We start from the raw sequence: 19,864 nt of genomic DNA, 5'->3' as shown, positions 1-19,864 counted from the left end.
TCGCATGGAATTCCAGGACGTCGTACGACGCCGTCGCATGGTCCGGAAGTTCACCGGCGAGCCCGTCGCCGAGGCGAGCCTTCAGCGCATCCTGCGCAACGCGCTGAAGGGCCCATCGGCCGGTTTCTCACAGGGACAAGGATTTCTCGTGCTCACCGGCGAAGAACTCGCGAACTTCTGGGAGTTCGGGGCGAGCTGGGCGCCGGAAACCGTGACCACGGCCCCGGTCGCGATCGTCCCGCTTTCGGTCAAGAACGCGTACCTCGACCGCTACGCCAAGCCGGACAAGGGTGTCGCCGATCGGGACGAGTCGTGGTGGCGCGTGCCGTACTGGGACGTCGACACGGGGATGGCGACGTTGCTCATCCTGCAGACGGCCGTCGACGAAGGTCTCGGCGCGGTCTTCTTCGGGCTGGCACCGGAAAGCGTGGAGCGGCTTCACAGCGAGTTCGGCGTGCCGGAGGATCACGACCCGATCGGCGTCGTGGCGCTCGGGCACGGCGCCGAATCCGGTCCGTCGCCCGGCTCGTCGGCGACCACGATCGCCCGGCGCGACTTCGACGAAGTCATCCGTTTCGGTCACTGGTGAGGCGATGCAGCCTGAGCGCGAGCTGGAGTTCCAGCGCGCGCTCGGGCGCCTGCCATTGCTCGCCCAGCAGCGACGCGATGCGGTCCAGCCGCTGGACGACGGTGTTGACGTGCACGTGGAGCAGGTCCTTCGCCCGCGTCAAGTTGCCGCCACAGGCGAAATACGCGCGGAGCGTGCCGATCAGGTCCGTGCCGCGGCGGTCGTCGTAGTCGAGCACCGGGCCGATCGTGGCGGTCACGTACGCGCCGAGATCGGCGTGCTCGCCGAGGAGCAGCCCGACGAAGCCGAGGTCGGCCATGCTCGCGCCCTCCCCCGCCCGGCCCAGCGCCAGCAGTGAAGCGACGCATCGCGCGGCTTCGGCGTGCGCCACGGCCAGCGCCTTCGGTGAGCCGGCCGGCCCTGCCGCACCCACCGTCACCGGGCAGTCCATTGTGGACGTCAGCTCGGTGGCGACGGTTCGCGCCAGCGCACCCGGATCCGCGCCACGGACGAGAAGCACCACTTCGTCGGCGTGCACCCCGACCAGATCCGCGTGCCGCGAAGCCGCCGCGGCCAGCCGACGCCGGGAGACGTCGTCGGAATGCGCGATCAGCACCGCGTGCGATGTCGACAAATCGACCCCCAGGCGCCGACCACGTGCCAGCAGTGCGGCCGGATTGCGGCCGGGCGCGGTGAGCAGGTCCGACAGCAGCTCGCCGCGCACCTCGTCCTCGGCGCGCGCGACGGACCGCCGTTGCATCAGCAGCACGGCGGTGACCACGCCCGCCCGCTCGAACAGCCGCCGGTCGGCCTCGCCGAGCGAACCTCCGCCGCCCAGCACCAGGCTGCCCAGGAACTCCTGCCCAGCCTGGACCGCGCACAGCCAACCGTCCTCAGTGGACACCGCGCGCCCGCTCGTCCTGGACGCGGAAACCGCGGTACGCGAAAGACGCAGCTCGCCGTCGGTCCTGGCGAGGACCGCGCCGTCCGCGTCGTAGACCGCGATGGCGCCGCCGAGCACGTCCGCGACCGCGGCGGCGACCTCGGCCAGATCACCGCCGCGCAGCACGAGATCCATCAGCCGGTCGTGCGCGTCCTCGGCGCGGCGCATCGCGTCGTTGTGCGCGCTGATCGTCGCGTTCGCGGCGTTCAGCTCGGCGACCGCGCGGCGCGTCTCGTCGAGCAGATGCGCGTTGTCCAGCGCGATCGCCGCGTGGTCGGCCAGCGACGACAACAGCGCGACCTCGTCGGGCGAGAACTCGCGGGTGGTCCGGTCCGAGGCGAACAGCACCCCGATGACCTTGCTGCCGATCGCCAGCGGCACGCCGAGGATCGCGGTCAATCCCTCGTCGAGCACCCCGGTGTCGATCGACGACGTGTGACGGAACCGCTTGTCGTTGAAGTAATCCGCCGTCGCGTACGGCCGCGCGGTCTGCGCGACCAGCCCGCCGAGCCCCTCGCCCATTCCGAGCACGATGTCCTGGAACAGCGCGGAAACCGACCCGTCGGTGACCCGGACGTAGGTCTTTCCCTCGGTCTCGTCGTTGAGACTGAGATACGAGACGTCCACGCCGAGCAGCGCCCGCGCCCGCCGCACGATCGACCGGAGGACGGCGTCCGGATCGTCCAGCCGCGCGAGGTCGCTGGCCGTGTCGAACAACGCGGCCAGCTCCGCCTCGCGCCGCCGGTGCTCGGCGACAGTGTCCCGGATCCGCAGCGCCAGCTCGGTGGCCTTCGGGTCGACAGGGACGTGCGCCAGCTGCTCGCTGCCCGCGCCGGAGGCGAGCAGTTCGAGCAGCCGGCGCAATTCCGCGGCTCCGTCCACAGCGGTCATGCTGACACGTGACCGCGCTCCGTGAGAACTTCGGAGTGCAGGGATTCCCCCTTGGTCTCGCGGGCGGCGAGCAGGGCGATCACGGTCAGGGCGCACATCGAGACCACGTAAAGCGACACCGGGACCGTGCTGCCGAACTCCTTGAACAGTGCCACCGCGATGAGCGGAGCCACCGCGCCCGCCGCGATCGAGGACAGCTGCCCGCCGACCGAAAGCCCGGTGTAGCGCACCCCCGTCGGGAACTGTTCGGAGAAGAACGCGGCCTGCGGGCCGTACATCGCGCCGTGCAGCACCAGACCGATGGTCGCCGCGAGGATGATGACGCCGGAGTTCTTCGTGTCGAGCATCGCGAAGAACACGAAGCTCCACACCGCCATGCCGATCGCGCCGAACAGGTAGACCGGGCGGCGGCCTACCCGGTCGGAAAGCTTGCCCCACAAGGGAATCGTCACGAAGTGCACCGCCGAACCGATGAGCACCGCGTTGAGACCGGCGGATTTCGGCAGGCTCAGCCCGGTGGTCACGTAGACGAGGATGAATGCCGTGATCACGTAGTACGAGACGTTCTCCGCCATCCGGGAGCCGATCGTGATCAGCACCGCGCGCCAGCTCTTGCGGAACACCTCGACGACCGGCGCGTGCGTGGTCGTGTTGTTCTTCTGCGCCGCGAGGAACACCGGCGATTCGCTGACCGCGAGCCGGATCCACAGCCCGATCACCACGAGCACACCGGACAGCAGGAACGGGATCCGCCAGCCCCAGCTGAGGAACGCTTCGTCGGACTGCGTCGCGGCGAGGATCGCCAAGACCGCCGTCGCGAGCAGGTTGCCGCCGGGAGCACCGCATTGCGGCCACGACGCCCAGAACCCGCGGCGCTTGTCGTCGCCGTGTTCGGAGACGATCAGCACCGCGCCGCCCCATTCGCCGCCGAGCGCGAAACCCTGCACGAGCCGCAGCAGCGTCAGTAGGATCGGCGCCACCACGCCGACGGTCGCGTAGGTCGGGAGGATGCCCATCGCGCAGGTCGACCCGCCCATCAGCAGCAGGCTCAGCACCAGCAGCTTCTTGCGGCCGACGCGGTCACCGAAGTGCCCGAACACCAGCCCGCCGATCGGCCGCGCGAGGAAGCCGACGGCGTAGGTGAGGAACGCGAGCAGCGTGCCGGTGAGCGGATCGTTGGTGGGGAAGAACAATTTGCCGAACACCAGCGCCGCGGCGGAGGTGTAGAGGAAGAAGTCGTACCACTCGATCGTCGTGCCGATCAGGCTGGCGCTGACGACCTTCGCGATCGAGCCACGGTTCTGCGTGGTCACCGGGGACGTCCTTTCGGGAGAGGGGTTCACGCGGCGGTCCAGCCGCCGTCGAGGGGGATCGAGGTGCCGGTGACATGGGCGGCGTGGTCGCCGGACAGCCACAGCACGCACGCGGCGACGTCCGCCGGTTCGATGAGCCGTTTGATCGCCGACCGGCGCAGGAGGACCTGCTCGATGACGGCGTCGCGTTCGAGCCCGTGCTCTTCGGCCTGCGCCTGGAGCTGGCCGGTGACCAGCGGCGTCCGGACGTAGCCCGGGTTGACGCAGTTGCTGGTCACGCCGTGTTCCGCGCCTTCGAGCGCGGTGACCTTGGAGAGGCCTTCGAGCGCGTGTTTCGCGGTGACGTACGCGGATTTGAACGGGCTCGCGCGGAGGCCGTGGACGCTGGACATGTTGACCACGCGCCCCCAGCCGCGTTCGTACATGCTCGGCAGCGCGCGGCGGATGAGCAGGAACGGCGCGGTGACCATGAGCGACTGGACGCGGGTGAACGTCTCCGGCGGGAACTCGTGGATCGGCGCGATGTGTTGGAAACCGGCGTTGTTGACGAGGATGTCGATCTCGGTGGGGAGGGTCTCGACGGCCCGGGCGTCGGTGAGGTCGACGACGTGCGCGATGCCGTCGACGCCGGCCGCCGCCTTCTCGACGGCGTCGTCGATGTCGACGAGGTGGACCTTGGCCCCGGCCTCGGCGAGCGCTTCGGCGCAGGCCAGGCCGATCCCGCCCGCCGCGCCCGTGACCAGCGCGGACTTACCCGCCAGATCGCTGTGATACGCACCACTCATGCCGGACGACGTTAGGTCTCCCGGCGCGCTTAGGCCATGTGGTCACGGACCACACCTGGGCAAGATCCCATGTGGGCCCACCCCACCCACGCATTTCGTCCTCTGAATGCGGTAGTTGGCATCGCGAACTACCGCATCCAGAGGACGAAATGCGGGGAGTCAGCCGGCGGCGTCGGAGATGGACTTCGCCTCGCGAGCGCCCGCCTCGAACGCTTCGCACGAGAAGAGCAACCAAGCGCGGACGCCGTCGGGAGTTCCGCTGGAGAAGCCCGAAGCGGCTTCGAGGTACTTCGGCACCCGCCGGAAGTACGCGACCTCCGGCACCGTCAGCGCCTTCGGGTCCAGCCCGGTCGCCACCGCCGAGAGCCGTGCCGCCGCTCGTGCGACGACCCCGTCCGCGGAGCCGAAAGGCTTGAGCGCCAACAGTTCCCCGTGCACGACGGCGGTCAGCACCGGTCCCGGCACCGACGTCGCGCCGGTGACCAGTTGCGCCAGCATCTCCAGCCTCGGCCCGACATCACCCGACGACCGCGGCCGCCCCAGCGCGTCGAGATCCGCCACCAGATCCGACGCGGCGAGAACGTGCAGGCGCGCCAACGCCTGCAGCGGCGCCCGCCGCCAGGTCGGGAGCAGGCCTTCGAGCGCTTCCGCGACCCGCAACGCGCCCGCCAGCACCGGATCGGTCACCTCGCCGGATTCCGGCAGTTCGGGCGCGGCACCTTCGATACCGGCCGACGCCCGCGCCGACCGCACGGACGCTTCGGCGGCCGTCGCCGCGCCGCCGCGCAGGTTGGCGGGCAGCCGGTGGACGGCGAACACCGCGTCCTGAGCTGATTTCGCGGCCGCCGCGACCCCTTCGAGGTCCAGCAGCGGCTTCAGCGGATCCGTCACGCGTCCAGCACCTGGCCCTCGCGCCGCACCACCGGAGCCTGCACCGACCACGGGAAGTTGATCCACCGGTCCGTGTGCTTCCAGACGTACTCGCATTTGACCTCGGAGCGCGGCTTCTCGTAGACCACCGCGCAACGAACCTCGGCGACGTGGTCGGCGCAGAAGTCGCGGACCAGCTTCAGGGTCGCGCCGGTGTCCGCGACGTCGTCGGCGACGAGTACCTTCTTCTTCGTCAGGTCGACGACGTTCGGCACCGGCGGCAGCATCACCGGCAGGTCGAGACGTTGGTCGACACCGGTGTAGAACTCGACGTTCATCACGTGCAGGTTCTTGACGTCCAGCGCGTAGCCGAGCGCACCCGCGACGAACAGCCCGCCGCGCGCGATCGACAGGATCAGGTCCGGCTCGAAGCCGTCGTCGGCGACGGCCTGTGCCAGATCCCTGCTGGCCGTCCCGAACAACTCCCAGGTGAGCTCTTCCCGCTCTTCGGCCATGGTGCCTCGCCTTCGTCGATCGTTCCCGCGAGCATAGGCAACGCCGCAGTGGCCTTCTCGAATGCTTCGAAACTGGCTATCCAGTAAGGCCATTGCCGGTCGTACCGTCAAGATCGTGACCGACTGGAACGACCACGCGACCCTGACCGGTGAACGCGTCCGCCTCGAACCCCTCACCCGCGACCACGCCAAGGGCCTCTTCGCGGCGGGCTCCGACCCGGCGATCTGGACCTGGCTCAGCCTCCGGCAGCCGCCGGATCTCGCCGCGGCCGAAGCGATGGTCGAAGACATCCTCGCCGACACCGACCGCCGCGCCTGGGCGCAGATCGACGCGCGCACCGGCGAGGTCGCGGGCACGACCTCGTTCTACGCGATGAGCGCGCGCCACAAGATCGTTTCCGTCGGCTACACCTGGATCGGTTCCGAATGGCAGCGGACCGGGCTCAACCGCGAGTCGAAACTCCTGTTGCTGCGCCACGCTTTCGACGACCTCGGCGCGAACCGCGTCTCGTGGGAGACCGACATCCGCAACCTCAAGTCGCAGAAGGCGATCGAACGTCTCGGCGCACAACGGGAAGGGGTGCTGCGCGCGCATCGCGTCCGGCCGGACGGGACCATCCGCGACACCGTCGTCTACTCCCTGACCGGACCAGAATGGCCGGCGGTCCGTACCGCTTTGTCCTCAAGCGTGTGAATGCCGCGCGCAACCACGATGCAACCTTTTACTTCGCGTCGTAACGTCGATAGCGTGCCAACGGGCGTGAAGACACGCGAATCACAGGAGGCATCGCACCATGACCGAGCAGTCGCCGGCGCTGGACAATTTGCTCACGGAGAGCAGGACCTTCCCCCCGAGTGAGGCTTTCAGCGCGCAAGCGAATGCCACCGCCGACTTCTACGCCGAAGCCGACGCCGACCGGGAAGCGTTCTGGGCCAAGCAGGCCGAGCGCCTGCACTGGGAAACGAAGTGGTCGCAGGTACTGGACTGGACCAATGCGCCGTTCGCGAAGTGGTTCGTGGGCGGGAAGCTGAACGTCGCGTACAACTGCGTGGACCGCCACGTCGATTCCGGGCACGGCGACCAGGTCGCCATCCACTGGGTCGGCGAGCCCGGCGACAACCGGGACATCACCTACGCGCAGTTGAAGGACGACGTCTCCCGCGCGGCGAACGCCCTCGAATCCCTCGGCCTCACGGCCGGCGACCGCGTCGCCATCCAGATGCCGATGGTGCCCGAAGCGATCGTCGCGATGCTCGCGTGTGCCCGCATCGGTGTCCTGCACAGTGTCGTCTTCGGTGGTTTTTCCCCGACAGCACTGCGTTCCCGTGTGGACGACCAGGCGGCGCGGATCGTCATCACCACCGACGGCCAGTACCGCCGCGGCAAGGCCGCCCCGATGAAGGTCAATGTCGACGAAGCGCTCGAAGGCGCCGAATCGGTCGAGAAGGTCATCGTCGTCCGCCGCACCGGCGAAGAGGTGCCGATCACCGAAGGCCGCGACATTTGGTGGCACGAACTGGTCGACGGCCAGTCCGCGGAGCACACGCCGCAGGCGTTCGACTCCGAGCACCCGCTCTTCATCCTCTACACCTCCGGCACCACCGGGAAGCCGAAGGGCATCCTGCACACCTCCGGCGGCTACCTGACCCAGGCCGCGTACACCCACCACAACGTCTTCGACCACAAGGCGGGCGAAGACGTCTACTGGTGCACCGCGGACATCGGCTGGATCACCGGGCACACGTACATCGTGTACGGGCCGCTGGCGAACCGGACGACGCAGGTCGTCTACGAAGGCACCCCGAACACGCCGCACGAGGGCAGGCACTGGGAGATCGTGCAGCAGCACAAGGTCTCCATCTACTACACCGCGCCCACGCTGATCCGTACGTTCATGAAGTGGGGCAACGAGATCCCGCAGAAGTACGACCTCTCGTCGCTGCGCGTGCTGGGCAGCGTCGGCGAGCCGATCAACCCCGAGGCGTGGATCTGGTACCGCGAGAACATCGGCGCGAACTCGGCGCCGATCGTGGACACCTGGTGGCAGACCGAGACCGGCGGGATCATGATCTCGCCGCTGCCGGGCGTCACCGCCACGAAGCCGGGCTCCGCGCAGAAGGCGCTGCCGGGCATCTCGGCGAAGGTCGTCGACGACCAGGGCGTCGAGGTCGGCAAGGGCGGCGGCGGATACCTGGTGCTCGACAAGCCGTGGCCGGGCATGCTGCGCGGCATCTGGGGCGACGAGCAGCGTTTCCGCGAGACCTACTGGTCCCGCTTCGCCGACCAGGGCTTCTACTTCGCCGGAGACGGCGCGAAGTACGACGCCGACGGCGACGTCTGGCTGCTGGGCCGGGTCGACGACGTGATGAACGTGTCCGGGCACCGCATCTCGACCACCGAGGTCGAGTCGGCGCTGGTCTCGCACCCGACGGTCGCCGAGGCCGCCGTCGTCGGCGCGACCGACCCGACCACCGGGCAGGGCATCGTCGCGTTCGTCATCCTGCGCGGCAACGCGGTCGACGGCGGCGACGAGGCCGTGCAGGAGCTGCGCAACCACGTCGCCAAGGAGATCGGCCCGATCGCGAAGCCGCGGCAGATCCTGGTCGTGCAGGAGCTGCCGAAGACACGGTCCGGCAAGATCATGCGCCGCCTGCTGCGCGACGTCGCGGAGAACCGCCAGGTCGGCGACGTGACGACGCTGGCCGACTCGTCGGTGATGGACCTGATCTCTTCGGGCCTGAAGTCGGGCAAGTCCGAGGAGTAGCGCCCCCAAACGTCATGAAAGGGTCGTTCAGGACACTTTTTGTCCTGAACGACCCTTTCATGACATCCGGCACGCTTACCACACCCCGCCGGGCGCGAGTCGAACGCCTGTTCTAGGATGTGCCGGGTACCACCCCATACCCGGGCAAGGAGACGACACCGACGATGACCGTGGATGCCTTGACACGCACTGACGCCGTGTCCGAAGAAGCGGCTACCGAAGCGCCCGTCGACTCGACGCCGCAGGCGGAGACGGCCGAAGCCCCGGCCGAGGCGAAGACCGAAGCACCGGAAAGCCCGGCGGAGACCCCCGCCGAAGAAGCGGCGGCGGAGTCCCCCAAGCCCAAGCGCGGCCGCCCGAAGGTCGCCACGACGGCCAAGAAGACCCGCACCGTCGAGCTGACCCTCACGGTCACCGGCACCGCCGACGGCGAGTGGCAGGCCGAGCTCAAGAACGGCACGAAGTGGGTCGCGAAGGGCCTGGAGATCCCGGCCGCCGCCGTGTCCCGCGCCGCCAAGGAGCTGCACGCGGACCTGTCGGGCCCGATCGACGAGGTCATCAACGCCGCCCGCGAGCTGCAGGCCGCGAAGGTGGCCCAGCTCGAAGCCGAGCTGGAGAAGGCGAAGCTGGCGCTGGCCGAGCTGGACGCCTGAGACTTTCCTCCCGACCGGGGCGGACGCTGGATATCAGTGTCCGCCCCGGTTTCTTCATTCCGCGATCGGTGGCCGCGAAGGCAGCGGGGTCTTGAACTCGACCCACCGACTGTCCACAATGGCCTCGACGCTGTGCTGGACGCCGCGCGGATGGACAATCGTCCCGCCCGCTTCGAGCGTCACTTCCCGGCCGTCGAGCGTGCCGCGCAGCGAGCCCGAAATCAGGTACACGATGCTGTCGTGATCGTGGCTGTGCACGGGCGAAGCGACGCCCGCCGGATAGCAGATCTCGTACGCCAGGCCGCCTTCCGCGGTCGCGAGCGTCCGGAACCGGCCCTGTCCGCCGATCAGCGGCAGACCCTCCACTATGGACATCGGAGTCCAGGTCATCGCACGGGCTCCATGGCAGCCGCCTCCTCGCGGTCCGGGTCACGGGCGAGCACGACACCGATGATGGTCACCACCGCGGTCACGAGCAAGTAGCCCCCGATCGCGAGCCAGGTGTCGAAACCGGCCAGCAGCGCGGTGAACAGCAGCGGCGCGGGTGCCCCGCCGATCACGCCGGCCAGCGTGTACGCCAGTGAGCTGCCGGTGTAGCGCAGGCGCGGTGAGAACTGCTCGGTGACGAGGGCGGCCTGCGGGCCGTAGAGCGCGGCGTGGATGACCAGCGCGAGCACGATCCCGATCGCCAGCATCGCGAACGAGCCGCCGCTGACCATCGGGAAGAACACGAACGGCCAGATCCCGGCGGCGATCGTCGCGAACAGGTACATCCTGCGCCGGGAGACCCGGTCCGAGAGCGCGCCGAACAGCGGCATCAGGATCAGCTGGAACGCGGAACCGATCATCACTGCGGCCAGCCCGGCACCGCGCGAGAGGCCGGTGTGCGTGGTGACGTAGGTGAGGACGAAGACGGTGAACAGCGCGTAGAGCACGTCCGGGCAGACGCGGATCAGGACGGCCGCGACGAGCGCGCGGCGTTCGGTGCGGAAGACCTCGGAGATCGGCGCCGACGAGCGTTCGCCCCGCTCCTGGATCTGCTTGAAGACCGGCGTCTCCTCCAGTTTGAGCCGGATCCACAGCCCGAACCCGACGAGCGCGCCGGACAGCAGGAACGCGATCCGCCAGCCCCAGCTGTTGAACTGGTCCTCGGTGAGCAGCGCGGCCAGCACGGCGAGGACACCGTTGGCGAGCAGGTTGCCCGCGGGCGGGCCGATCTGCGCGGCCGACGCCCAGAAGCCCCGTTTGCCCGGATCGCCGAACTCACTCGACAGCAGGACGGCGCCACCCCATTCGCCGCCGATGCCGACGCCCTGCGCGAACCGCAGCGCCACGAGCAGCACCGCCGCGAAGCCGCCGATCGTCTCGTACGTGGGCAGGACGCCGATGAGGAACGTCGCCACGCCGGTGAGCACGAGCGTCATGACCAGGATGCGCTTGCGGCCGAGCACGTCGCCGAGGCGGCCGAAGAGGAACCCGCCGAGCGGCCGGGCGAGGTAGCCGACGGCGTAGGTCGAGAACGCCGCCATCGTGCTCGCGAGCTGGTCTTCCGAGGGGAAGAAGAGATGCCCGAAGATCGTCGCGGCCGCCACCGAGTAGGCCGCGAAGTCGTACCACTCGAGCGCTGTCCCCGAGAGGCTGGCCGCGAAGGCCTTGTGCAACGAACGCCGGTCACCGGCTGGTGAGGTCATGTCCACATCCGTCCGTAGGAGGTCCGCAACCCCGCCGGGAGGGGTTGAATTGCGGATATACTCCTTGTATACAAGCTGTATGCGCAACCCCCAATCTCGGAGGACAGATGCCTGAGCTGCGTTTCACCCTTCCCGACGGCCAGGAGCGGCGGACCGAGGTCCACACGCTGCTGAACGCCGGATACGCCGGTCGCAGCCAGGAGGACGTCGCCGCCCACGTGGCCGAACTGGCCGAACTCGGCGTCCCCGCGCCTTCGGTGATCCCGGCGCTCTACCCGGTCGCGCCGTACCTGGCGAGCCAGACCAGCGAGGTCCCGGTACAGCACGAGCGGACCTCCGGCGAGGCCGAATGGGCCATTGTCATCACCGGTCCCGAGCCGGAGGACGTCCTCCTGACCGCCGCCTGCGACCACACCGACCGCGCGCTCGAAGCGCACGGCGTGGCGTGGAGCAAGAACGCCGGCCCCGACGTCCTCGCCGCCAAGGCTTGGCGTCTCGTCGACGTCCAGGACCGGCTCGACGACCTCACGCTGTCCGCCTGGGCCGGGGAAACCCTGATCCAGCAAGGGAAACTCGCGGAGCTGCTGCCGCCGTCGTACTGGCTGGACGTGCTGCGCGAACGCGATCTGTACGCCCCCGGCACCGTGCTGATCTCGGGAACGATCCCGATGGTGCACGGCGTCGACCAGTTCGCCGACTCCTGGCGCGTCGAACTGGGCGACCCGGCGACCGGCGAGACGATCGAACTCGCCTACTCCGTGCGGCGGCTGCCCGAACCGATCGGCTGAAGCAACTCGCCGAGGAAGGCGCGATATTCGCCCTTCATCGGCAACTCGCGGTCGACGCGGACGCGGCGGCGGATGGCGGAGACCTCGACCTCCCGCACCGGGTCGAAACCGGTGCGCTCGTAGGACTCCCAGTACAGCCCGACGCCGCGGCGCTGCCAGGCGGGGACTTCGGCGAAATTGACGCCGTGCGCGAAGAGCAGTTCGTTCTTCTCGGAGACGCCAGTGCCTTCGAGAGCCGCGCCGGCCTCACTCGGCGATTTCCCCGCCTTGCGCAGGATCCAGTAGCACCAGCCGTTGAGCGCGCAGCGGGCCGCGTCCGCCTGACGCCAGGAGAAGTAGTCGACGACGTCGTCCGCGGTCGTGCCGAGCCAGACCCTGCCGTCGAAGTGCGCGGGCACCCCGGCCGCGTGGGTGAACGCGGCCGACGCTACGCCGGCGGAGATCGACACGAGCTTCTCCACGCCCCGGCCGAACAGGTCGGCGGCGGGCGGCAGGACGAGGGAGATCTCGTCGCTTTCCGTGTACACGTAAGGCGAGGCGAACTCCGCCATCAACGCGCTCGCCGCCTCGGCCATGCAGCCGGCGAACCGGGGATCGAACGGTTTCCCGAACCGCGCTTCGGTGAACTTGGAGAAGCCCCGGCCGTCGACGCGGAGCACCGTCCAGGCTCCCGGTGGCACGGTCAGCCCGTGGAACCACTCGCGTTCCCGTTGCCGTGCCTCGAAATCACCGGCGTCCATGCCTCACCCCCGCTCCACGACGAAACCGCCTTCGCCGTCGAAACCGACGGTGTACAGCTCGTCGAAACCGTCTTCGGCGCTCGGGCGCCGCAGCCGCTTGAGAGTCGCATACAGAACGGGTTGGTGTTGTCCACGACCACCGAACGGCCTTCTTCGAGCGCCTCGGCCAGCATCCGCAGCTGGCGCGGCTGCCGTCGTTTGGCGTTCGGGAAGTGGTCCTTGCTGAGGTGGACGTGCGTACCCGCGAACGCCCACCGGAAGAACGTCGACTTCCCGGACGCCTGCAACCCGATCAGGATCACCACCTCGGCCATGCCCGGCAATCTATCCGACGACTTAGGTAAGGCAATAATGAATAAGGATCGCCTCAATTGACCGAAACACTTTCCGCTCGCCTCACGTCGTTTTCCGTGTTTCACTGAAACGGTGACCGAGACGGTATCGACCGAACATCCCCACGAACCGCACGCGGATCTGGGCGGCAAACTGAACTGGTTGCGCGCCGGGGTACTCGGCGCGAACGACGGGATCGTGTCGGTGGCGGGCATCGTGGTCGGCGTCGCGGGTGCGACCACCGACTCCACCACGATCGCCACCGCGGGAATCGCGGGGCTCGTGGCGGGCGCGCTTTCGATGGCGGGCGGCGAATACGTCTCCGTGAGCACCCAGCGCGACACCGAACGCGCACAGTTGCGGCTGGAAAAGCGCGAACTGAAAGAGATGCCCGAAGCCGAAGAACGGGAACTCGCGGAAATCTACGAAGGCAAGGGCCTTTCCCCCGAACTCGCCGCGGAGGTCGCCCGCGAACTGACCGAAAAGGACGCGCTGCAGGCCCACGCCGAGGCCGAACTCGGCATCGATCCGGACAACCTGACCAGCCCGTGGCAGGCGGCGTGGGCCTCGCTGGTGGCGTTCACCGTCGGCGCGCTGCTGCCGTTGCTGGCGATCGTGTGGACGTCGACCTCGGCACGCGTCTGGGCGTGCGCGGCGGCCGTCGTGGTCGGGCTGGCGCTGACCGGGTTCATCAGCGCGAAACTCGGCGACGCCCGGGCCGGCCGCGCGATCGCGCGGAACGTCGGCGTCGGCGCCCTGACCATGCTGGTGACGTACTACGTCGGTGTGCTGTTCGGGACCACCGTCGGCTGACGGCGATCTCGCGTGATCGGAGGGACGACACGCGTGATCAGGCGGCGATCTCGCGTGATTGAAGCCGCAACTCGCGTGATCAGACGCCGCACACCGACATCGCCTTCCAATCACGCGAGTTCCGTCCCCAATCACACGAGTTACGCCTCCAAGCACGCGTGTTACGTGTAGCGAAAGGGCCCTTCACCGCTTCCTATGCGGTGAAGGGCCCTTTCAGCACCTCCGAGGGTCGCTCGTCAGCGCGGGAAGAAGTGCGTCAGTGAACGCCCTTCATCAGCTTGCGGATCATCGGCGTCGCCACCAGGAGCGCCACACCGACCACGATGGCCACACCGCCGACGATGCTGAAGTACGGCGCTTCGTCGTCGACCGTGTAGTACTCGGCGAGCTTCCCGGACATCGCCGTACCGAGCGAGATCGACAGGAAGTTCAGCGCCACCATCTGCGTCCGGAACGCCTCCGGCGCGAGTTTGGTCGACAGCGAGAGGCCGACCGGCGAAAGCATCAGTTCCGCCATGGTGAACACGAACAGGATGCCGGCCAGCGCGAGCAGCGGGCTCGCGTTCTTGCCGCTGCCGACCATCGGGAGGAACAGCAGGAACGCCACCCCCATGGTGACCGTGCCGAGCACGAACTTGATCGGCGAGGACGGCTGCCGCGAGCCGAGTTTCGTCCAGATCGCCGCGATCACCGGCGCGAACAGGATGATGAACACCGGGTTGATCGAGTTGACCCACGCGACCGGCATCTCCCAGCCGAAGATCGTCCGGTCCAGCCGCTCGTCGGTGTAGGCCGCGACCACGGTGAACTGCTGCTGGTACAGCGAGAAGAACGCGGCGCTCGCGATGAACATCGGGATGAACGAGTACACCCGGCTGCGTTCGTCGGAGGTGATCTTCTTGCTGCTGATGATCACCACGAAGTAGATCACCGAGATGACCGCGACGGCCCAGACGACGACGTCGACGAGGTTGCCCGGGTTGATCACGCCGAAGACCACGAGCAGCACGATCGCCACGACACCCACCAGGGTGCCGCCGAAGACCAGCGGCCGCTGCGAAGCGGGCAGCGGGTTGGGGACCTCGCTCGCCTTCTCGCCGAGGTTCTTGCGGCCGATCGTGTACTGGATCAGGCCGAGCGCCATCCCGAACGCGGCGAGCCCGAAGCCGACGTGGAAGCCGATCTCGCTCTGCGCGAGCCCGGTCAGCAGCGGCCCGACGAAACCGCCGATGTTCACGCCCATGTAGAAGATGGTGAAACCGCCGTCGCGGCGCTCGTCGCCGTCCGCGTACAGCGTGCCGACGATGGCCGTGGCGTTGGACTTCAGCCCGCCACTGCCGACGGCCACGCAGACGAGACCGACACCGATGCCTGCCAGCCCCGGCAGCACGGCGAGGCTGATGTGCCCGATCATGATCAGGATCGCGCTGTAGAACAGCGTCCGTTCGGAGCCGAGCACGCGGTCCGCGACCCAGGCGCCGATCACCGCCGACAGGTAGACCATGCCGCCGTACGCGCCGACGATGCCGAGCGCGGAGGCCTTCGGCAGCGCGAGGCCACCCTGACTGACTTCGTAGTAGAGGTAGATGGGGAGGATTCCGAGCATCCCGTAGTACGAGAAACGCTCCCACATCTCGACGCCGAAGAGGTTCGCCAGCCCTCGTGGGTGCCCGAAGAACCTCGTGTCTTGCTGGACCTCGGTAGAGGTACTCACCATGCCGTCCTTATCGAAGACATCGTTGTCGGTTTTCAGTTGACATGCTAGAAGCCCAGCATGTGGACGGGACACCGACGTCCGCATGGATCTTGTGGTCGCTGTCATGAACGCGAGATTTCCGCAGCTCCAGGCGTTAAAATGACGTCAAGGTGCGCCGGGAAGTCTGGTCGGCAACAGTATTCGTCGTCGCCGAAAACCGGAGGATGCCTTGTCCGGACCGAACCGTCCCGCGAAAGTCGTCGTCGCCGAGTTCGCCCGCTATCTCCGCACGGAGACCACCGGCGGAATGATCCTGCTCGGCGCCACCGCGATCGCCCTGCTGTGGGCGAATTCGCCCATCGACGACATTTACCGCGCCATCCGCGATTTCCGGCTCGGCCCCGAATTCCTCCACCTGAATCTGACGATCGGCGACTGGGCGAAGGACGGCCTGCTCGCGTTGTTCTTCTTCGTCGCGGGGCTCGAACTCAAACGCGAACTCGTGGTCGGTGAACTCTCCCGGTTCAAGCAGGCGATCCTGCCGGTGGTCGCCGCGGTCGGCGGCATGATCGTGCCCGCGCTGGTCGCGCTGTCCGTGGGCTGGGGCACCCCGGGCATCGAACGCGCGTGGGCCATCCCCGTCGCCACGGACATCGCGTTCGCGCTGGGCGTGCTCGCCCTAACCGCCTCGAACCTGCCCAGCAGCGCACGGGTCTTCCTGCTCTCGCTCGCGGTGGTCGACGACCTCGGCGCGATCCTGCTCATCGCGATCCTGTTCACCGCGAAGTTCGACCTCGTCGCCGCGGGCGTCGCCGTCGTCGCCCTCGCGCTGTACGCGTACCTGCAGCACCGCCGCGTCCGCAGTGCCTGGATCTACGTGCCGCTGGCCTTGATCACCTGGATCGCGGTGCATTCGGCGGGCATCCACGCCACCATCGCCGGCGTCGCGCTCGGCCTGCTCACCCGCGTCCGCGCCGACGAGGGCGAGGAGCACGCGCCCGCGATCCGGCTCGAACACCGGTTGCAGCCGTGGTCGGCCGCGGTCGCGGTGCCGTTGTTCGCGCTGTTCGCGGCCGGGATCAAAGTGGACGGCGAATCGCTCAGCGCGGTGTTCACCACGGCGTTGCCGCTGGCCGTGCTGGTCGGGCTGGTGGGCGGGAAGCTGCTCGGGATCTTCGGCGCCAGCCTGCTCGCGGTGAAGTTCAAGCTCGCGGAGAAACCCAGGGGCATGGGCTGGCGCGACATCGGGGCGCTGTCGATGCTGGGCGGCGTCGGGTTCACCGTGAGCCTGCTGATCGCCGATCTCGCGCTCGACGGGGAGGCCGTCGAACTGGCGAAGGCGGCGGTGCTGATCGCTTCGGCCATCGCCTCGCTTTCGGCCGCCGCGATGCTGCTGCACCGCAGCCGCGTGCACGCGCGCGAAGATTGAGAATGCGACACTCGCCGGTCCGCCGCGCCCGTGATCGGGGCACGTGGCACGATGACCGGTGTGAGCAGCCCCAAGCACGAACGTACCGGCCCCGACGGCGTGGGGGCCGTGCCCTACCTCCCCCTGTCGAGCGATGACGACGTGGTAGCGAGCGAGCAGTCCCTCGGGAAACTCGTCGGCGATGCCACACAACACGTCTCGACGCTGATCCGCGCCGAGGTCGAGCTGGCCAAATCCGAGGTCGTCGCGGAGGCGAAGAAGGGCCTCAAGGGCGCCATCTTCTTCCTGGTCGCGCTGGTCGTCGGGCTGTACAGCTCGTTCTTCTTCTTTTTCTTCCTCGGCGAGCTGCTGTCGGAGTGGCTGATGCGCTGGGCGGCGTTCGCGATCGTGTTCGGGCTGATGCTCGCCACGACGGCGGTCGCGGGCTTCCTCGGCTACCGCAAGGTGAAGAAGATCAAGGCGCCCGAGCGCACGATCAACAGCTTCAAGGACACCGCCGCCGCGTTCAAGCCGCGTCATGACGACGCGCCCGCGGACCGCGACTGAGAAGTCTTCGAGTCGGTGCAGGCGACACCGGATCCGTCGATCGTCCGGATCGACGGTCCGTGGACCCATCGTGACGTCTCGGCGAACGGCATCCGGCTGCACGTCGCCGAGCTCGGTGACGGACCGCTGGTGGTACTGCTGCACGGGTTCGCCGAGTTCTGGTGGACCTGGCACCACCAGCTGGCCGCGCTCGCCGACGCCGGTTTCCGCGCGGTCGCGGTGGATCTGCGCGGCTACGGCGACTCCGACAAACCCCCGCGCGGCTACGACGCCTGGACCCTCGCGGGCGATGTCGGCGGGCTGATCAAGTCGCTCGGCGCGCGCAAGGCCCATCTCGTCGGGCATGCCTGGGGCGGCATGCTCGCGTGGACGGTCGGCGCGCTGCACCCGCGGCTGGTCTCGTCGGTGAGCGTGCTGGGCGGCGCGCATCCGCTGGCGCTGCGCCGGGCCGTCCGGCGGCCGGGGCAACTGCGGGCTTCGGGACACTTGTTCCGCTTCCAGGTGCCGATGGCGCCGGAGAAATGGCTGGTCAAGGACGACGCGCTCGCCGTCGAAGAGCTGTTCCGCGCCTGGTCCGGTCCACAGTGGACGGACACTTCCGATTTCGCCGACGCCATGCGGGCGTTCCGGCAGGCGATGCTCGTGCCGGGAGTGCCGCACAGCGCGCTCGAGTACTACCGATGGGCGTTCCGCGCGCAGTTCCGCGGCGAAGGACGCCGGTTCGGCGAAGCGCTGCGAGGCCGTTTCGCACCCCGCGTGCTGCAACTGCACGGCGAAGAGGACCGATGCGTCCTGCCCGACACCGCGGCGGCGTCCCGTCGCTGGGCCCCGGACGCCCGCCTGGAGCGCTGGCCGGGCATCGGGCACTTCCCGCATCTGGAGGCCCCGGAACGCACGTCGGCCGCGTTGCTGGAGTTTTTCCGTACCCTGGACGCATGACCGAGCGCAAACCGACGGGCGTGTCGTTCGAGTCCTGGGTGGACAGGCAGGTCAGCGCCGCCGCGGCGAAGGGCGAGTTCGACGACCTTCCCGGCGCGGGGAAACCGCTGCCGAAGACCGACGGCAAGGACACCGCGCTGGCCTGGGTGGTGAACAAGGTCCGCGCCGAGGGGCACGACGTTTCGGCGCTGCTGCCGCCTTCGCTGGCGATCGCGAAGGAGCTCGACGATCTGCCGGACACCTTGGCGAAGGTGCGCCGGGAGGCGCGGGTGCGGGAGATCGTCGAGGACCTGAACGAACGGATCCGCGCCGAGCACCGGCGCCCGGCGGGCGGTCCGGTGCTCCGGGCACGGCCACTGGACGTGGAAGAGGTCGTGACCTCCTGGCGCGAAGCCGCTAGTTAGCGCACGGCCCGGTCGAGGCGTTCGCGCTCAGCGCCGGAGCCGTCTCGACCACCGGCCGCACCTGTTCCGAAGTCAGCGTGAAGCCGGTCTCCGGATCCTCCACGGCCGCACCGAACACGACCCCGATGACCTCGCCCTCGGGGTTGATCATCGGCCCGCCCGAGTTCCCGCTGCGGACCTGCCCGCGCACGGTGAACACGTCGCGCTGCACGGTGTTGGACTCGTAGATGTCCGGTCCGCGCAGGTTGATCCGGCCGCGCACCCTGGCGGGCGTCGCGGTGTACGGGCCGTCGAGCGGGTAGCCGAGCACGATCGCGTTGTCGCCGGCGCGCGCGACTCGCGGCGTGAACGGGAGCACCGGGGCCTGCAACCTCGGCACCGCGAGCACGGCCACGTCGGCCTCGGGGTCGAAGTAGACGACCCTGGCCGGGAATTTGCCCGAGGTCGACTCGATGGCGACCTCGTCGGTGCCCGCGACGACGTGCGCGTTCGTCATCACCCGCTGCGGCGCGACGACGAACCCGCTGCCCTCCAGCGCCCGCGAGCACGAGGTCGCGTTGCCGCGGATCTTCACCACACTGCGGTGCACCTGTTTGACGATCGCGCTCGCCTGCAGCGCGGTGTCCGGCGGGCTGGTGTCCTCGACGTTCGGCTTCTGGAACGGGTCCACAATGGACGGGAAGCCCGAGGCGTCCAGCAGTTTGCGCAGTTCGCTCGGGAAGCCTTGCGCCGCTTCGGGCATGACGTCGTTGACGCCGCCGAGCACGACCGAGCTGTTGATCGACTTCGCCAATCCCGGCACGCCCGAGACGGCGGTGAGCGGGGTCGCGATCAGCCACGCGACCACGAACACCACGGCGGCCTGCACCACCGCGCCCAGCGTCTTGTCGACGCCGGAAAGCTTGTCCGGGTTGATCTTCTGCCGCAGCTTCCGGCCCGCCCAGACCCCGAGGGTCTCGCCGAGCGCGACCAGGAACACCACGGTCGCCACCGCGAAGGCGACCTTCGCCGCCGGATGCTGGAAAAGTTCCACGACCAGCGGCGCGATCTTGATCCCCGCGAGCGCGCCGAGCACCACCCCGACCAGCGAGGGGAGGGCGATGATCACCCCCTGGAACGCGCCGGACACGCCCGCCAGCAGCGCGAGCAGGATCACCAGTACGTCGACCCAGTTCACCGGCG

General features: G+C 68.7%; 21 protein-coding genes. 10 read left to right on the top strand and 11 right to left on the bottom strand.

What is annotated here, in order from left to right; translation table 11 throughout:
- Positions 1–4: 4 nt before the first annotated feature.
- Entirely contained in the window at positions 5–589 is a 585-nt protein-coding gene (locus tag DMC61_RS35435) for a nitroreductase family protein (RefSeq protein WP_125694887.1), read from the top strand.
- Here DMC61_RS35435 and DMC61_RS35430 read toward each other — a convergent pair.
- The 5 genes from DMC61_RS35430 to DMC61_RS35410 all read right to left on the bottom strand — a co-directional run bounded on the left by DMC61_RS35430 (position 567) and on the right by DMC61_RS35410 (position 5,885).
- The gene (locus DMC61_RS35430) at positions 567–2,402 is read right to left on the bottom strand and encodes a GAF domain-containing protein (protein ID WP_125694885.1); all 1,836 of its coding nucleotides are present in this window, start codon (positions 2,400–2,402) and stop codon (positions 567–569) included. The genes DMC61_RS35435 and DMC61_RS35430 overlap by 23 nt on opposite strands.
- A complete protein-coding gene (locus DMC61_RS35425) occupies positions 2,399–3,715 on the bottom strand; it encodes an MFS transporter (RefSeq protein WP_125694883.1) in 1,317 nt (438 codons plus the stop codon). Before DMC61_RS35425 ends, DMC61_RS35430 begins: the two co-directional genes overlap by 4 nt.
- 26 nt (positions 3,716–3,741) lie before the next feature.
- Complete coding sequence (locus DMC61_RS35420) at positions 3,742–4,500, bottom strand: 3-hydroxybutyrate dehydrogenase (RefSeq protein WP_125694881.1); 759 nt, start codon at positions 4,498–4,500, stop codon at positions 3,742–3,744.
- Between the two features lie 159 nt (positions 4,501–4,659).
- Positions 4,660–5,391 carry an oxidoreductase gene (locus DMC61_RS35415; protein ID WP_125694879.1) on the bottom strand — a complete coding sequence of 244 codons (732 nt, stop codon included), beginning with the start codon at positions 5,389–5,391 and terminating at the stop codon, positions 4,660–4,662.
- Positions 5,388–5,885: a phosphoribosyltransferase gene (locus tag DMC61_RS35410; RefSeq protein ID WP_016337862.1), complete on the bottom strand. Its 498-nt coding sequence runs from the start codon at positions 5,883–5,885 to the stop codon at positions 5,388–5,390. Before DMC61_RS35410 ends, DMC61_RS35415 begins: the two co-directional genes overlap by 4 nt.
- A gap of 115 nt (positions 5,886–6,000) precedes the next feature.
- Between DMC61_RS35410 and DMC61_RS35405 the strand changes: the two genes are divergently transcribed.
- The 3 genes from DMC61_RS35405 (at position 6,001) to DMC61_RS35395 (ending at position 9,303) form a co-directional block, all read left to right on the top strand.
- Positions 6,001–6,579 carry a GNAT family N-acetyltransferase gene (locus DMC61_RS35405; RefSeq protein ID WP_125694877.1) on the top strand — a complete coding sequence of 193 codons (579 nt, stop codon included), beginning with the start codon at positions 6,001–6,003 and terminating at the stop codon, positions 6,577–6,579.
- Positions 6,580–6,679: 100 nt separating this feature from the next.
- The gene (gene acs / locus DMC61_RS35400) at positions 6,680–8,650 is read left to right on the top strand and encodes an acetate--CoA ligase (RefSeq protein WP_125694876.1); all 1,971 of its coding nucleotides are present in this window, start codon (positions 6,680–6,682) and stop codon (positions 8,648–8,650) included.
- A 164-nt stretch (positions 8,651–8,814) separates the two neighbouring features.
- Positions 8,815–9,303, top strand: a complete 489-nt coding sequence (locus DMC61_RS35395) for a DUF6319 family protein (protein WP_125694874.1) — start codon at positions 8,815–8,817, stop codon at positions 9,301–9,303.
- Between the two features lie 54 nt (positions 9,304–9,357).
- On the opposite strand, the gene DMC61_RS35390 is transcribed toward DMC61_RS35395, so the two are convergent.
- Both DMC61_RS35390 and DMC61_RS35385 read right to left on the bottom strand, forming a co-directional pair.
- Positions 9,358–9,693: a cupin domain-containing protein gene (locus DMC61_RS35390; RefSeq protein ID WP_125694872.1), complete on the bottom strand. Its 336-nt coding sequence runs from the start codon at positions 9,691–9,693 to the stop codon at positions 9,358–9,360.
- The gene (locus DMC61_RS35385; RefSeq protein ID WP_125694870.1) at positions 9,690–10,994 is read right to left on the bottom strand and encodes an MFS transporter; all 1,305 of its coding nucleotides are present in this window, start codon (positions 10,992–10,994) and stop codon (positions 9,690–9,692) included. Before DMC61_RS35385 ends, DMC61_RS35390 begins: the two co-directional genes overlap by 4 nt.
- 107 nt (positions 10,995–11,101) lie before the next feature.
- Between DMC61_RS35385 and DMC61_RS35380 the strand changes: the two genes are divergently transcribed.
- Positions 11,102–11,782 carry a DUF2848 domain-containing protein gene (locus DMC61_RS35380; protein ID WP_125694868.1) on the top strand — a complete coding sequence of 227 codons (681 nt, stop codon included), beginning with the start codon at positions 11,102–11,104 and terminating at the stop codon, positions 11,780–11,782.
- Here the strand turns inward: DMC61_RS35380 and DMC61_RS35375 are convergent.
- Together DMC61_RS35375 and DMC61_RS35370 are read right to left on the bottom strand one after the other, a co-directional pair.
- On the bottom strand, positions 11,746–12,522 hold the full coding sequence (locus tag DMC61_RS35375) for a tRNA(His) guanylyltransferase Thg1 family protein (RefSeq protein ID WP_125694866.1): 777 nt from the start codon (positions 12,520–12,522) through the stop codon (positions 11,746–11,748). The genes DMC61_RS35380 and DMC61_RS35375 overlap by 37 nt on opposite strands.
- Positions 12,465–12,836 (bottom strand): hypothetical protein, encoded by a 372-nt coding sequence (locus DMC61_RS35370; protein WP_199750172.1) that lies wholly within the window; start codon positions 12,834–12,836, stop codon positions 12,465–12,467. The genes DMC61_RS35375 and DMC61_RS35370 overlap by 58 nt, the downstream gene beginning before the upstream one ends.
- A 112-nt stretch (positions 12,837–12,948) precedes the next feature.
- Between DMC61_RS35370 and DMC61_RS35365 the strand changes: the two genes are divergently transcribed.
- Entirely contained in the window at positions 12,949–13,668 is a 720-nt protein-coding gene (locus DMC61_RS35365) for a VIT family protein (protein WP_016337871.1), read from the top strand.
- 256 nt (positions 13,669–13,924) lie between these two features.
- On the opposite strand, the gene DMC61_RS35360 is transcribed toward DMC61_RS35365, so the two are convergent.
- Positions 13,925–15,385: a peptide MFS transporter gene (locus DMC61_RS35360; protein ID WP_083715326.1), complete on the bottom strand. Its 1,461-nt coding sequence runs from the start codon at positions 15,383–15,385 to the stop codon at positions 13,925–13,927.
- A gap of 208 nt (positions 15,386–15,593) precedes the next feature.
- Between DMC61_RS35360 and nhaA the strand changes: the two genes are divergently transcribed.
- From nhaA to DMC61_RS35340, 4 genes are read left to right on the top strand one after another with little or no spacing between them, the layout of a single operon-like run.
- The gene (gene nhaA, locus DMC61_RS35355; RefSeq protein WP_125694864.1) at positions 15,594–16,793 is read left to right on the top strand and encodes a Na+/H+ antiporter NhaA; all 1,200 of its coding nucleotides are present in this window, start codon (positions 15,594–15,596) and stop codon (positions 16,791–16,793) included.
- A gap of 51 nt (positions 16,794–16,844) precedes the next feature.
- Positions 16,845–17,339: a phage holin family protein gene (locus DMC61_RS35350; protein ID WP_016337874.1), complete on the top strand. Its 495-nt coding sequence runs from the start codon at positions 16,845–16,847 to the stop codon at positions 17,337–17,339.
- A gap of 15 nt (positions 17,340–17,354) precedes the next feature.
- Positions 17,355–18,278, top strand: coding sequence for an alpha/beta fold hydrolase (locus DMC61_RS35345; protein WP_125694863.1), 924 nt, complete (start codon positions 17,355–17,357; stop codon positions 18,276–18,278).
- Positions 18,275–18,682 (top strand): DUF1992 domain-containing protein, encoded by a 408-nt coding sequence (locus DMC61_RS35340; protein ID WP_016337876.1) that lies wholly within the window; start codon positions 18,275–18,277, stop codon positions 18,680–18,682. The genes DMC61_RS35345 and DMC61_RS35340 overlap by 4 nt, the downstream gene beginning before the upstream one ends.
- Here DMC61_RS35340 and DMC61_RS35335 read toward each other — a convergent pair.
- Positions 18,675–19,859 carry a MarP family serine protease gene (locus DMC61_RS35335; RefSeq protein WP_016337877.1) on the bottom strand — a complete coding sequence of 395 codons (1,185 nt, stop codon included), beginning with the start codon at positions 19,857–19,859 and terminating at the stop codon, positions 18,675–18,677. The genes DMC61_RS35340 and DMC61_RS35335 overlap by 8 nt on opposite strands.
- Between the last annotated feature and the right edge of the window lie 5 nt (positions 19,860–19,864).

It is taken from the genome of Amycolatopsis sp. WAC 04169 (assembly GCF_003947535.1).
Lineage (GTDB): Bacteria > Actinomycetota > Actinomycetes > Mycobacteriales > Pseudonocardiaceae > Amycolatopsis > Amycolatopsis keratiniphila.
The sequence above is the reverse complement of the archived record's forward strand: the minus strand, read 5'-3'. Positions and strand labels throughout refer to the sequence as shown.